Here is a 13,130-nt window from a genome sequence, read left to right as displayed (position 1 = left end):
AGGGGCTGTCCATCGGCCCCTTTTTGACATTGGTGCAGCACGGCTTTCCCTTCGATCTATTTTAACCTAGGTTGCGGGCGATGTTCATCCATGAACAATATTTGGAACAGGAAAACCGGCGGGAAAAAAACCGTTTTTGGTTAACCGTTGGCCTTGCCGCCATTTTGGTCGGCATTGTCGTGGCTCTGGTGATGTTGCTGGTGCGCGCCAACAGCAATTATCAAGAAAGTTTGGCGTCTCAGGCAAAAAGTCTGGAAGTCATCACCGAAATTCGCGCTCTGGATGCCTCTATATCCCGCGCCGAAGCCGCATTGGGCCGCTTTGCGGTGGGTCTGGAAAATGAAGACGGCTTGATTTTCGACCAGCAATGGCGGCGAGGCCGCGCCTATTTGAATGAAATTCAGCGGGATTTGCGGGACAACCCGCAGCAATTGACCCGCGTAGAGGAATTGCGCCGCGAACTGGATAAACGGGAAAAATTCCTGTTCGATGTCGCCTTGAGCGCCAATTACAACCAGACTTTGGCGGCCATTTCCAAATATCATGCCGCTGGTTTGGACGACAGCTTGCTGCGGATCGACCGCCTGATCAACCAGATCATTGTGGCGGAACGACGCGAACTGCGCACACGCAGCACCCACACAGAGGCGGACCGCGCCAGCTTGAACCGCGCCATGTGGATGTTTTCTCTCATTGGTGCGGCCATTGCGGTGGTGGCGATTGCGGCCGTTTTCTCGTTAATCCGCGCCAATGGGGAACGGCGCATCGCCAAAATGGAACAATGGGCCGAAAGCGAACGCGCCAGCGAATTGGAAGAGGCGGTCTATAGCCGTACCTTGGAACTGGCCGAAGCCAATAGCGCGCTGCGCAAGGAAATGCAGGAACGCGAAACCGCCGAAGAACGGCTGCGCCAATCCCAAAAGATGGAGGCGGTGGGCCAATTAACCGGCGGCATTGCGCATGATTTCAACAATATGCTGGCGGTGGTGATCGGCGGTCTGGAATTGGCGCAGCGCTGGTTAACCAAAGACCCCGCCAAGGCCGAACGCCAATTGGACAATGCGATGGACGGCGTGAACCGTGCCGCCGACTTGACCCGCCGCTTATTGGCCTTTGCCCGCGCCGAACCCGCGCGTCCACAGCATACAGACGTCGATAGCTGTATCGCCGCCTTTGCGCCCTTGATGGAGCGCACCATTGGCGAAGGCATTGCCTTGACCTTGGACCTACAAGCCATGGGTGCCCATGTCGTGCTGGATCGACATCAATTTGAAAATGCGCTGTTAAACATGGCCGTGAACGGGCGCGATGCCATGCAGGGGTCAGGCGTGCTAACCATCCGCACCGTGCTGGATCAACAAGAAAATGCGGCATCCTTGGCCATTCAAATTATCGATAATGGCTGCGGGATGAGCGAAGATGTGTTGCAACGCATTTTCGACCCATTTTTCACCACCAAGCCGAGCGGCCAAGGCACGGGTTTGGGGATGAGCCAAGTGTTCGCCTTTTGCCGGCAAACCGGCGGTGAAGTGCGCGTGGAATCCAGCGTTGGCGAAGGCACCAGCATTGCGATGATTTTGCCGCTGGCCCAAAATATGGCCAATGAAGACGGTTTGGACGATGACGCGCAAAAGGCATCCGCCACCCAAGTGCGGGCATCGCCCACACAATTTAAACTCTTGTTGGTCGAAGATGATACGCGCGTGCTGGCCGCGACCCTAGCGTCTTTGCAGGAATTGGGGCATTTTGTTGTCCCCTGTTCCGACCCGATGGATGCCGAAGCTATGGTCGAAAGAGACGGTCCATTTGACCTGATCATCACGGACATGCTGATGCCCGGCATGACCGGCGCGGAATTGGCCAATCGGGTGCAGCAGCGCTGGCCCCACCAGCGGATATTGTTCGTCACAGGCTATGCGGGGGATGCCAGCGGATTTGAAACCGTGGACCGCGACCATGTGCTGCGTAAACCCTTTACTCTGGCCGAACTGGATCAGGCGGTCCGCAGCCATCTTGCCCATTTTGCGGCCTAAGCGCGGTCCCACAAGCTGGAGCCGGCGGAACCACGGGGAGCCCAAGCGCAAAAATTAGCGCACAGCCCCACTACGCAGCAATTTCGGTACCAAGGTTACCGCCGCCAGCAAGGGCCATCGACGCTGCCATGGCTTCAATTCAATTTGCGTTCCAGCGTGGCGGTTAATTTTCCATGCCAGATATTCGATACCGCCCGCATAGGTAAAGCTGGCCTTGGCGAGCCTTAACATGCTGAGCAGTTTGCCTTCCAGACGGCGGCGCGACCAACCACCAGAGACGGCATCGGCAGGCATTTCCGCCGCTGCTGCCGCCCCAAAGGCCTGATAACGTTCAGGGTCGGCGTCCACCACGGACGCGCCGCGACTTTTGCGTTCCGCCCGCAATTCGACCGAATAGGTTAGCGAAAAAGCGCGGCGCCACCAATCCAGCATATCTTCGCCCTGTTGGCGTCCCGCCGCCGCCAGCAGGCTGGGAGCAGCGCGCGCTACGGCATGTTCGGCGTTGGTGCGCGCGGTGGCATCCACCGCCCATACCAGCCGCGAAGGCTGCGCAAAACGGGCCCATACCGACACGTTGCGGGTTTCGCTGCCGTTCAGGCGGTGAAAATCAGCCTCGCTCAGAACGGCATATTTGGCCATTAATCCATTATGTTGAAATGGAAAAACATTGGGCGGGATCAGCCGGTTGGCCAGCGCCATCCAGCCCTTGTCATAAGCGTCGCCATAATCCGACATGATCAGATAAAAATCGAGCATCAAACCATCGAGGTTCGACTCGCGCAGGCAACTGCCGTAAAACATAACGGCCCGCGCACTGCCCCGATATTGGGCCGCAAGCGCCCCTGCCATATCGCGAACGCGTGGATCCACAGGCTGGGACAATTCAGCCTGAACCAGTGGCAATAAGCGTGGCGGGCTGCTCAAGCCACCAGCGTCGGCGTTATCCGCCACCGCTTAGGCCGCCAGACGCAAGAACGGCACCGGTGCCGTCGACGTCAGGATAATGGGTTTGCCATGCGGTGCTTCGAAAAATTCGCCGTCCAAGATCACGCTGGATCGTTCACCCTCGATGCGGATTTCATCGCCTTGTTGGAAATGCACGCCTTCGAGATGATGCTTGCCCAAGGTGCCGCGCCATGTGGCACCCAGCATCCGGAACAAAGCCCCCGCGCTCCGATCAACCGCCAGCAATTTCATGCGGCCGTCGGTGCCATAAACTTCGCTGGTGCGAATGGACAGCAACAGCTTTTCCAACGTGGTGACAATCAACAGGGAAAATTTGCCCTGCAATTGCCCTTGGCGGATCAACGACACCGTCAGCGGTTCTGGCTGGGGCGGCAAACGGCCACCACCAACGCCAAAAATGATCGAGATTAAGCCCAGAAGTGCGGCCAGAAAATGCGACAAACCATTGGGCAGTCCCAGCGGGTAAATGCGGTTGCGGCAATAAAGCATGACGTCCGCCAAATAGGCCCCGCCCAAAAACATACCCAGCACCGGACGGCCACCATCGCGGTCGAGCGCGATCAATTCGCGCTCGATGACATGATTTTCCAAATCACCGCTGTTCACCAATTCCACCACACGTTCCAGCGCATGAATGGGATCGCCTTCTGCGCCCAAATCCAGGGCGATTAAATTGGTTTTTCCATTGGGCAAAACGGCGACCGGCGGCGTTTTTCCACCAAAATGGTCGCCGCAATATAATTCGGTCAACGCAGCCTGAACCGTTCCGTCGCCGCCATTGATCACCACCACGCGCGGTTTCACCATCGCAATCGTGCGAATGGCTTTTTCAATCTGTCCCACATCCTCCACCTCATAGTGAAAGACGTCCGGATGCGCGGCGCAATACTCGCGCACCTGCGGCAATAAGGACCGATTGCCCGTAGACCGTGGATTGGACAAAAGGGCGACAGAGGCCATGGATTAATTCACCGGCTGAAAAGAAAGACCGCGAACATAATTCAGGGTCACAGGAAGATGTTTGGTGGTCGACCCCACCGCAAAACTGACCTGATTGAGGCGCGGTTTGCGTTTGGAAATAAAATCCATCAGTTTCATGTCGGGATTGCCCGACAGGCCGCCGCCATCGCTGCGATCCGACTTGCCATTGCCGTTCAAATCATGGCGCACCGACACAACATAATTTCCAGGCGTTTTCACCGGCAGGCAGACCTTGGTCGATCCGGCGCGTGATACAGGAACGTCAATCCGTTCCAGCCATTTGCGTTTTTCCAGATAATCATTGTCCGCACGATAGAGCTGCACACGCACCGTGCCAGTGCGCGCTTTGAAACCGCTGACATCCACCAAAATAGCAGATTCATTATTTTCACAGGCAGCAACAGCGTTCGCGGCATGGGCGATATTCGGCTGTGCCATGGCCATTACGGCACCTGCCGCAACGATCCCTGTGAAAAACATATTTTTCAACATGACCAATATACCTCCAGAGGCTATAGCCATTCCGGCATCGGGGCCGAAATGGGATCAATCCCCATGAATCGGTATATCGGAACCATTTGCGGCCAAATCATGGTGATGGGACGACGAAAGATTGTTTAAAATACCAGCCATCGACCGCTATATCGCGCGGCTTATCTTTTTCCCGATGTTGGGCACGCTCGCTTTGGCGGCGATGCTGCTCGTTTTGGAAAAAATGCTGCGGCTGTTTGACTTTGTCGCCACCGAAGGCGGTCCGGTCAGCGTGGTTTGGCGGATGCTCGCCAATTTGATTCCCGAATATTTGTCGCTCGCCATTCCCATTGGCTTGATGCTGGGCATTTTGCTGGCTTTTCGCAAATTGGCGACCAGCAGCGAATTAGACGTTTTAAAAGGCGTGGGGATGAGCTTTGGCCGCTTGATGCGGATGCCTTTCGCCTTTGCCATTGCCTTGGCGGCGCTGAATCTGGCGATTGTCGGCTTTATTCAGCCGGTCGCACGCTATGCCTATGAAGGGTTGCAATTTGAACTGCGGTCCGGTGCGCTGGGTGCGTCGATCAAGGTTGGCGAATTCACCAAAATGGGCGACCGCATGACCTTGCGGGTCGAAGAAAGCTTTGACGACGGCCGCCGTTTGCAGGGCATTTTTGTGCGCGCGGTCAACAAAGATGGCCAAACTGTGTCCGCCACGGCGGCGGGCGGTCAATTTATGGCGACGGACGATCCGGACACCATCATCTTGCGGTTGAAAAATGGCGTTTTGGTGCATGAATCGCCGAAATTTAGCGTGCCCCGCGTCCTGAGCTTTGACAATCACGACCTGCCCATTCCGCTGCCCAAGATTGAGGCGTTTCGCACGCGCGGCGGGGCCGACCGTGAAATGACCATTCCAGAATTATATGTGGCGGGCAAAAACCAAGCGGAAGCCCCCGAAACAAGGCTGGAAACACGGTCCAATTTCCATTTCCGGATCGTCGAAGTCGCGTCGATGTTCATTATTCCGTTCATCGCCATTGCGCTGGCCATTCCGCCCAAACGATCCACGTCATCGCTGGGCATTTTCATTTCCATCGTGCTGTTGGTCACACAGCATAAAATCAACCAATATGCCGAGGATCTGGGCGCACGCGGATCGGTCGACCCGATTTTGGCGCTGTGGGTTCCGTTTTTCCTCTTCGCCGCGCTGGGGATATGGATGTATTATCAAGTCGCGCATGTGCCTGGCGGGCAACCCATTGGTGTCTTGGAACGTCTGGCCAGTAAAGCGGGTGGGCAAATCCGCCGTCTTTTGACCCTGTTCCAACGGGGGCCGCAGTCATAATGCCAAGCATGAAATTTTTTCCGTCCCGCACCATGGCGCTGTATGTCGGGCGTTTGTTCCTGACGCGCAGCTTTGCGATCTTGTTCGCCTTGGTGCTGATTTTACAAACACTGGACTTGCTGGGCACCAGCGGGAAAATTTTGGCCGTGGCGGGCAATACGGACAATGATGTCTGGCGCTATGTCGGGCTGCGGATTCCGCAGTTGATCGAGACCTTTCTACCATTTTCGGTGCTTCTCGGGACCATTTTGACGCTGGCGACGCTGAACCAAAATAGCGAAGTGGTCGCTATGAAGGGTGCGGGCATGTCCGCGCACCAAGTGCTCGCCCCGCTTTTCCTGTCCGCTCTGTTGGTCGCGGGCATCAGCTTTGCGTTTAACGAGCGCATTGTCGTGCGCAGCAATGCCACCTTGTCGGCGTGGACCAAGGCCCAATTTGCCAAATTACCGCCCGATACAGGCATCAGAAACAACGTCTGGGTGCGGGCTGGCGATGATTTGATCAAGGCCGACACCGTGTCCAAATCGGGGCAACAAGTGGTGCTGACCGGCGTACAAGTGTTCGAGCGCGAAGACGGCGTCCTGGCCTATATGGTGTCAGCAGATCGCGCCGTGTCAGTGGCGGACGGTTGGCAATTGCAAAATGCCCAGCGTTTCGACCGCAAGGCTGGCACGATGACGGAATTGGGCGATATTGTGGCGGGCAAAGGCGTGGCACCCGATCAATTCACCTTGTCAAATGTCGACCCAGACGCCCTACCCTTTATGGAATTGCGCAGCGCGATCACCGAATTAAAGCAAGCAGGCCGGCCCGTCGCATCCTTAGAAGCTGTGCTGTGGCACAAGATTTCGGGTCCTTTGTCATCCATATTGATGCCTTTATTGGGCGCGGTGGCCGCCTTTGGTCTGGCGCGATCCGGCAAGCTATATGTCCGCGCTATTTTGGGGATGGTGCTGGGCTTTGCCTATTTCGTGGCGGATAATTTCGCCTTGGCGATGGGGGATTTGGGAGCCTATCCACCCCTGCTAGCAGCATGGGGGCCATTTTTGCTCTTCTTCTTGATTGGCGAAATGATCTTGATCCGCACCGAAGAATAAGCCGGATATTTCCGCAGATGATAAAAGGGCCGCTCTGAAGGAACAGAGCGGCCCTTTTTGTTCGCGAACATGGCGGGTTTAGCGGGCCGCTGCCCCCTTGGCCGATCCGGCCACCAACTGGACCACCAATTTGGGCAGCCCGCCATAATTGGCCGCATGATATTGGGAATCGGCGGGCAAGGCGGCCTTCAGACGGCGATGCGCCTCGGCCAAATTATGATAGGGCACACCCGGCAGCAAATGGTGCAAAGCATGGTAGCGCAGGCCAACCGGTGCCCATAATTCCGGCAGCAAGCCGGGGGGCGGCACGTTGACACTGTCGAGGAACTGGCCAGTCACGGTCAGCACTGCCCCGTCATTTTCCCACAAATGGGCCACCAAAGTGCGGATTTGGTTCAGCACAAAACTGGCCGACGCAATGACGCCAAAAATGACCAAAGCGCGCAGCGGAACCCAACCGAACACGCCAGCCGCGATGATCAGCGTCGCCCAAATCCATGCGCCGCCTTCTTGCCATGCCCATTGACGGCGAAATTCGCCTTCGGGGGCTTTGCGGCGAAATTCGGGGTTGATGATCAAGCCGCTATATTTCTCCACCACCATTTTGCGGAACGGCGGGATCAGAAAGCTGAGCGGAGTGATGACTGCATAGCGCAGCAAAAAGGCAAAAGGTGCCAAGGCCGCCGCTACCGTGAACAGCGGCACAGACCACCATTTCATCAGGGCCAGTGGCAGATATTCGGGGTCATCCACCGTGCCATATTTGGTGCGGTTGTGATGCAGGCTGTGGATGCCTTCATACAAGAAAGACGGGATCAACATCGGCACACCGATCAGCGCGTTCCACGCCAGCCGGAAACCGGGCAGCGCGTTTTTGCGAATATGCGTCAGTTCGTGAATGAAGCTGCCCGCGCGGTAAAGCGCCAACACAGCCACGACGCCCGCCACCAGCATCCATATAGTGGTAGGAGCTAAAATCGCGCCCGCAACCGCCGCATAGCCAATGACCGTGGAGGCCAAAAAATCTGTCCAATAGATGCGCGGATTGGGCGTGACCAAGTCCCGCGTCAATTCCGACGCCGCGCGGATCATTGCCATATCATCGGCAATGGCGCTTTTGGCGATCTTTGTCCGAGCAGCATCAGACGATGCTGGTGATCGTTCGACAAGAGGTTCCGTGATATTCATGAACGGCTTTCACCATAAATTCGTGGCAGCAAAATGGCCGAAAGCGGGTCGCCACTGCGCCAACTTTGCCCTAATGCTCGTGGCCAGATATAAGCAATCTTGTGCAGGAAACCAGCTATGGCGGCGCCCAATATAGTTCCCATCACCATTCATCCGGTGCAATCCCAATCCGAAAAATGTGAATTTGTTGATTTGGTCTATCGCCTGAACCGCGACGATCCTTGTTGGGTGCCGCCCCTGCGCGGGGAAGCGTTGGACCTGTTAACCCCCGGAAAAAACCCATGGTTCGGCCATGGCCGTGCGCAATATTTTCTGGCGCGGCGCGGCGGCAAGGCCGTGGGGCGCATATCGGCGCATATCGATACGCTGGCGCTGCAACAGCCCGCGGCGCAGGGCATGGGGCCAGACACCGGCAATTTCGGCCTGTTTGAAGCAGAGGATGAAGCGGTCGCCAACGCCCTGTTCGACGCCGCCGAGCAATGGCTGCGCGATCAAGGTATGACCCGCGTATTGGGGCCGTTGTCGCTGTCCATCTGGGACGAGCCGGGTTTGCTCATTCAAGGCTTTGACAACAGCCCAACGGTGATGCTGGGCCATAATCGCCGCGAATATCAGGGGTGGATTGAACGTGCGGGCTTTCGCCCCGTCAAACAAATGTTCAACTATGGCGTACCCATCACTGACGGATTCCCACCCATCGTCCAGCGCATTGTGTCAGCAGGCGAAAAGAACAGCCGTATCCGCATCCGCCGCGTAGTGAAGGCCAATTTCGACGCCGAAGCGCATATCATCTTGAATATTTTGAACGACGCATGGGCTGACAATTGGGGCTTTGTTCCCCTGAGCGATGATGAAATCGCCCATGTCGGCAAAAAGTTAGAACCGCTGGTGTTTGAAGATTTGATCCGCATCGCAGAGGTCGACGGCGAACCTGTCGCTTTCATGATTGTGCTGCCCAATATGAATGAAAAGCTGATCCACATGGGTGGATCGCTGTTCCCGTTCAATTGGGCCAAATTGCTGTGGTGGCTGCGCAAGCCCAAGTCACGGGTGCTGCGTGTGCCGTTGATGGGTGTGGTGCAGAGACTGCAAAACAGCCGTATGGCCAGCACTTTGGCGTTCATGATGATCGAATATATCCGCCAAGACGGCATCACCAAATTTGGCGCGCAGGAAGGGGATATTGGCTGGGTGCTGGATGATAACCAAGGCATGAACGCCGTGGCGGACGCGATTGAGGCCAAGGTCAACCGTGTATATCAAATGTATGACAAACCGCTGATCTGACGCAGCTTAGCCTTGGCATGAGGCTATGATGGCATGAAATCAAAAGGGGCGGCTTCCCTGTCGGAACCGCCCCTTTTTGATGCCAGAAATAAGGCTGGAACTAGGGGCGGCGTCCTCCGCCCCCAAGCCATGGTTAGGCGGAAATTTCGGCCCACACGGGCGTGTGATCGCTGGCCTTTTCCCGCCCGCGATAGTCGCGATCCACTTGAGCGTCGATCAAACGGTCCGCCACCGATGGGCTGAGCAGCAGATGGTCGATGCGGAAACCATGGTCACGTTGCCAGCCACCGGCTTGATAATCCCAAAATGTCCACACGCCGCCAGCGGGATGGCGGCTGCGGATGGCATCGGTCCAGCCGTCGCCCAGCAAGCGGAAATAAGCGTCGCGCGATTCGGGTTGGCGCAGCGCGTCGTCCAGCATCGCGGTCGGACTCCAAATATCATCCGCATGGGGGATAACATTATAATCGCCTGCCAAAATGGTTGGGATTTCTTGGGCCAGTAATTGCTGTGCCCGGCCGCGCAGGCGCTTCATCCAGCGCAATTTATAGTCAAATTTCGGGCCGGGTTGCGGGTTGCCATTGGGCAGATAGATGGACGCCACGCGCAGGCCAAAAACATCGGCCTCCAAATAGCGGCTCTGCTCATCCTCTGGTTCATCGGCCAGACCACGCTGAACCTCAACGGGCTGGGTGCCTTTGGCCAGGATGGCCACGCCGTTGAACCCCTTTTGCCCATGATAAAGAAAGCCATAGCCCGCTGCCTCAATCTCTTTGGTGGGCATGGTTTCATCGCTGGATTTTAATTCCTGACAGCAGACAACATCGGGCTGCGTTTCCTCCAGCCATTCGATCAGGCGGGGCATACGCGCTTTGATGCCATTGATATTGAAGGTCGCGATTTTCAGGGACACAGGAAATTTCCAACACATAAGGAAGAAGCGACGCGGGTGATGCCCACGCTATGTTGGTCTTGATTAGGATATGCAGCGTGCCGCGACAAGGCCGCACGGTTTGGCTTCGCGCTAGGCGAAGCGCGACCGATCAGCCAGTATGGGGCGTTTAGACCGAAAAGCTGGACCCACAGCCACAACCGCTGGCGGCCATAGGGTTTTCCACTTTGAACGCCGAACCGCCCAAATTATCGACGAAATCGACGATGCAACCGCGCAGCAAATCGATGCTGATGCTGTCCACCACCAATTTCACGCCATCTGTTTCGGTAACAATATCATCGGCGTCGATGCTTTCGGCCAAGCCGAAGCGATAGGAAAAGCCCGAACAACCGCCGCCATCAACCGACAAGCGCAGCGCAGCGTCCGTATCCCCCTTGCGCTGGGCAATCCAACGTACACGCGCAGCAGCGGCGGGCGACAAGGTGATGGGCGATTCCAGATCAAGAGCGGTGTCAGACATGCCCCTAAGATAGGTCATCGGGGCCAAATAAAAAGGCCCAAAAAATGAAAAGCCAGAAATGAAAAGCCGGAAATGAAAAAAGCGCCGCGATCAAATCGCTGCGCTTTTTTCAATCGATCATCGATGGATCGGTAACTTAATCTTCGGGTCCGCCGCGAGCGACCTTTTTCCCGCTAAGCGCAGCCATGGCCATTTGATCGGCCTGCACAAATGGCATCGGATTCACCGGAGCGCCTTCGATGCGGACTTCATAATGCAAATGGTTTCCGGTCGAACGGCCCGTCGAGCCCACATAACCGATGATATCGCCTTGCTTGACGCGTTGGCCCGGCGAAACCGTATAGCGGGTCATATGACCATAGCGGGTTTCAATGCTGTTGCCGTGGTTGATATCCACATAATTGCCATAGCCGCCCAACCATTGTGCACGGCCAACAATGCCATCAGCGGTGGCATAAATGGCGGTGCCACGGGGCGCTGGAATGTCGATGCCATTGTGGCGTGCGGCGCGGCCCGTAATCGGGTGAACGCGCATACCATAGGATGATGACAAGGACATGCGTTCGATGGGACGCAGCGATGGAACCGCTACCCCCATGGAGGCGCTGAGGCCGGTGTCCATATGCTTCCATGCGTTAAACGCAGCCAGCGCGCCCTGATCATTCGCCGCAGGCGGAAGATTGTGGGTGATGCTTTCGTCATCCGGTTCGTCCGGAACGACGATGGCGGCTGCGCTAGCGGCGGAAGCGTGGGCCATAGGGGCCGATGCCAATGACATCAGACCCGCCAGAATGAGTGCCCCATAATGCAACTTTTGTGCGACCAAAGTGTTTACCACCTGATGACCCCGCGTCCTTACCATCTGTTCATCTCTTTACTGGCGCCCTGTAACTGGGCGGCTAGGCTGAAGTGATGTCACGGACAGCGGTTGTTGATATTAAAGGACCCCACCCCAAAAATGACTGGTCCCGAACTCGAGTTGGGTTGTGCGGGGGCAATGCCGATCAGGCAATAAGAGCGTAGAAATCTTGCGTTAAACCGGCGCGGCGGCGCGCTGAGTCGTTGAACGGTGGTTTCAACTCGCCCCGAAATCGTTGTTTTACGATGTTTTGCCATGATTCTATGGCTGGGATTCGCCGTTCATCGCACATCCATTGGAACCAGATTGTGCCCGCGCTCACATGCCGAATTTCATCGGTATAGATTCGGGTTAACAGGCGCGCCGTAACGCTGTCGCCCACCGCCTCAAACCGTTCGATGGTGGCGGGTGTAACGTCTAATCCTCGCGCCTCTAGCACCATCGGCACAATGGCCAGACGCGCCAAGGCATCATCGCTGGTGTGGGCCGCCGAATCCCACAATCCGGCATGGGCGGGCAAGGCGCCATAATGGCTGCCAAGGCTGTGAAGGCGGCGGTTCAAAATGGCGAAATGCATGGCTTCGTCGGCCAGCACGGCCACCCAATCATCGCAAAATTGGCGCGGGAATTCCGACCCAAATCGGCCAATTAAATCGGCGGCCAAGTCAATCGCCACAAATTCAATATGTGCCAGCGCATGAATCAAGGCGATACGCCCATGCTCAGACCCCAATTTGCGCCGTTTCATGCGGCCTGGGGGCTGTAATATGGGTTGGTCTGGCCATGCGGGCTGATCGGGCATGGCGCAGGGAAATGCATGGGCCAAGCTGCCCCGCCGCCAGCCGCGCGCCAAGGCCCGCGCACGGCGGCGTTTTTCGTCGGGGTCGGCGGCGGATAGCACCGCCAAAGCCGCCTCCCCCACCGTCGACAGCAGCTTGCCGTCCACCATCATGGGCGCGGCGACCGTCATATTATTCTGCATATTGGGTCAGACTTGATTCAGAGCGTCTGGGCCGCTTCTAACACCGCATCGGCATGGCCTTTGACGCGGACCTTGCGCCATTCGCGGACCAAATTACCGGCGGCGTCGAACAAAAATGTCGACCGCTCGATGCCCATATAGGTTTTGCCGTAATTCTTTTTTTCCACCCATGTTCCAAAGGCTTCGCACACGCTGCCGTCTTCATCGCTGGCCAGACGGACGGTCAGTCCATATTTGTCGCGAAACTTGCAAAGCTTGGTGACGGGGTCGCGCGAAATGGCGATGACTTGCGCGCCCAATTTGGCGAATTCATCGGCCAGCGCGGTGAAATCCTGTGCCTCCGTCGTGCAGCCGGGTGTGTCCGCCTTGGGATAGAAATAGATGATGGCTGGCGCGCCGGACAGGCTGGACAGGTTCAATGCCGCGCCATCAGCGTCGGTCACAGTCACGGCGGGAATTGGGTTCCCAATGGCAAGCGCGGTCATATCAACTCCTGAAATTCG

13 protein-coding genes are annotated in these 13,130 nt (G+C 56.7%); 4 read left to right on the top strand and 9 right to left on the bottom strand.

Going from position 1 to position 13,130, the window contains the following annotated elements:
• Positions 1–80: 80 nt before the first annotated feature.
• Positions 81–2,033 (top strand): ATP-binding protein, encoded by a 1,953-nt coding sequence (locus LKO31_RS04970; protein WP_227689018.1) that lies wholly within the window; start codon positions 81–83, stop codon positions 2,031–2,033.
• Between the two features lie 54 nt (positions 2,034–2,087).
• Here the strand turns inward: LKO31_RS04970 and LKO31_RS04965 are convergent, their stop codons facing one another.
• From LKO31_RS04965 to LKO31_RS04955, 3 genes are read right to left on the bottom strand one after another with little or no spacing between them, the layout of a single operon-like run.
• Positions 2,088–2,984 (bottom strand): hypothetical protein, encoded by an 897-nt coding sequence (locus LKO31_RS04965; protein WP_227689016.1) that lies wholly within the window; start codon positions 2,982–2,984, stop codon positions 2,088–2,090.
• Between the two features lie 3 nt (positions 2,985–2,987).
• Positions 2,988–3,959 (bottom strand): diacylglycerol/lipid kinase family protein, encoded by a 972-nt coding sequence (locus LKO31_RS04960; protein ID WP_227689014.1) that lies wholly within the window; start codon positions 3,957–3,959, stop codon positions 2,988–2,990.
• Positions 3,960–3,962: 3 nt separating this feature from the next.
• Positions 3,963–4,472 carry a DUF2141 domain-containing protein gene (locus LKO31_RS04955; protein ID WP_227689012.1) on the bottom strand — a complete coding sequence of 170 codons (510 nt, stop codon included), beginning with the start codon at positions 4,470–4,472 and terminating at the stop codon, positions 3,963–3,965.
• Between the two features lie 121 nt (positions 4,473–4,593).
• Here LKO31_RS04955 and lptF point away from each other — a divergent pair, with 121 nt between their 5' ends.
• Entirely contained in the window at positions 4,594–5,799 is a 1,206-nt protein-coding gene (gene lptF, locus LKO31_RS04950; RefSeq protein WP_227689010.1) for an LPS export ABC transporter permease LptF, read from the top strand.
• Positions 5,799–6,896, top strand: coding sequence for an LPS export ABC transporter permease LptG (gene lptG / locus LKO31_RS04945; RefSeq protein ID WP_227689008.1), 1,098 nt, complete (start codon positions 5,799–5,801; stop codon positions 6,894–6,896). The genes lptF and lptG overlap by 1 nt, the downstream gene beginning before the upstream one ends.
• A 78-nt stretch (positions 6,897–6,974) precedes the next feature.
• On the opposite strand, the gene LKO31_RS04940 is transcribed toward lptG, so the two are convergent.
• On the bottom strand, positions 6,975–8,084 hold the full coding sequence (locus LKO31_RS04940; RefSeq protein ID WP_227689003.1) for a fatty acid desaturase family protein: 1,110 nt from the start codon (positions 8,082–8,084) through the stop codon (positions 6,975–6,977).
• Between the two features lie 117 nt (positions 8,085–8,201).
• Here LKO31_RS04940 and LKO31_RS04935 point away from each other — a divergent pair, with 117 nt between their 5' ends.
• Positions 8,202–9,371 carry an N-acetyltransferase gene (locus LKO31_RS04935; protein WP_227689002.1) on the top strand — a complete coding sequence of 390 codons (1,170 nt, stop codon included), beginning with the start codon at positions 8,202–8,204 and terminating at the stop codon, positions 9,369–9,371.
• Positions 9,372–9,504: 133 nt separating this feature from the next.
• On the opposite strand, the gene xth is transcribed toward LKO31_RS04935, so the two are convergent.
• The 5 genes from xth to LKO31_RS04910 all read right to left on the bottom strand — a co-directional run bounded on the left by xth (position 9,505) and on the right by LKO31_RS04910 (position 13,112).
• A complete protein-coding gene (gene xth / locus LKO31_RS04930; RefSeq protein ID WP_227689585.1) occupies positions 9,505–10,278 on the bottom strand; it encodes an exodeoxyribonuclease III in 774 nt (257 codons plus the stop codon).
• Between the two features lie 154 nt (positions 10,279–10,432).
• Positions 10,433–10,786 carry an iron-sulfur cluster insertion protein ErpA gene (gene erpA, locus LKO31_RS04925; protein ID WP_227689001.1) on the bottom strand — a complete coding sequence of 118 codons (354 nt, stop codon included), beginning with the start codon at positions 10,784–10,786 and terminating at the stop codon, positions 10,433–10,435.
• A 136-nt stretch (positions 10,787–10,922) separates the two neighbouring features.
• On the bottom strand, positions 10,923–11,543 hold the full coding sequence (locus tag LKO31_RS04920) for a M23 family metallopeptidase (RefSeq protein ID WP_227688999.1): 621 nt from the start codon (positions 11,541–11,543) through the stop codon (positions 10,923–10,925).
• A gap of 247 nt (positions 11,544–11,790) precedes the next feature.
• A complete protein-coding gene (locus LKO31_RS04915) occupies positions 11,791–12,615 on the bottom strand; it encodes a ferritin-like domain-containing protein (RefSeq protein WP_407699244.1) in 825 nt (274 codons plus the stop codon).
• Between the two features lie 29 nt (positions 12,616–12,644).
• Complete coding sequence (locus tag LKO31_RS04910) at positions 12,645–13,112, bottom strand: peroxiredoxin (protein WP_227688998.1); 468 nt, start codon at positions 13,110–13,112, stop codon at positions 12,645–12,647.
• Between the last annotated feature and the right edge of the window lie 18 nt (positions 13,113–13,130).

Origin of the sequence: Sphingopyxis yananensis, assembly GCF_020687785.1 — a bacterium.
GTDB lineage: Bacteria > Pseudomonadota > Alphaproteobacteria > Sphingomonadales > Sphingomonadaceae > Sphingopyxis > Sphingopyxis yananensis.
Note: the sequence above shows the minus strand (reverse complement) of the source record. Positions and strands in the feature narration are given on the sequence as shown.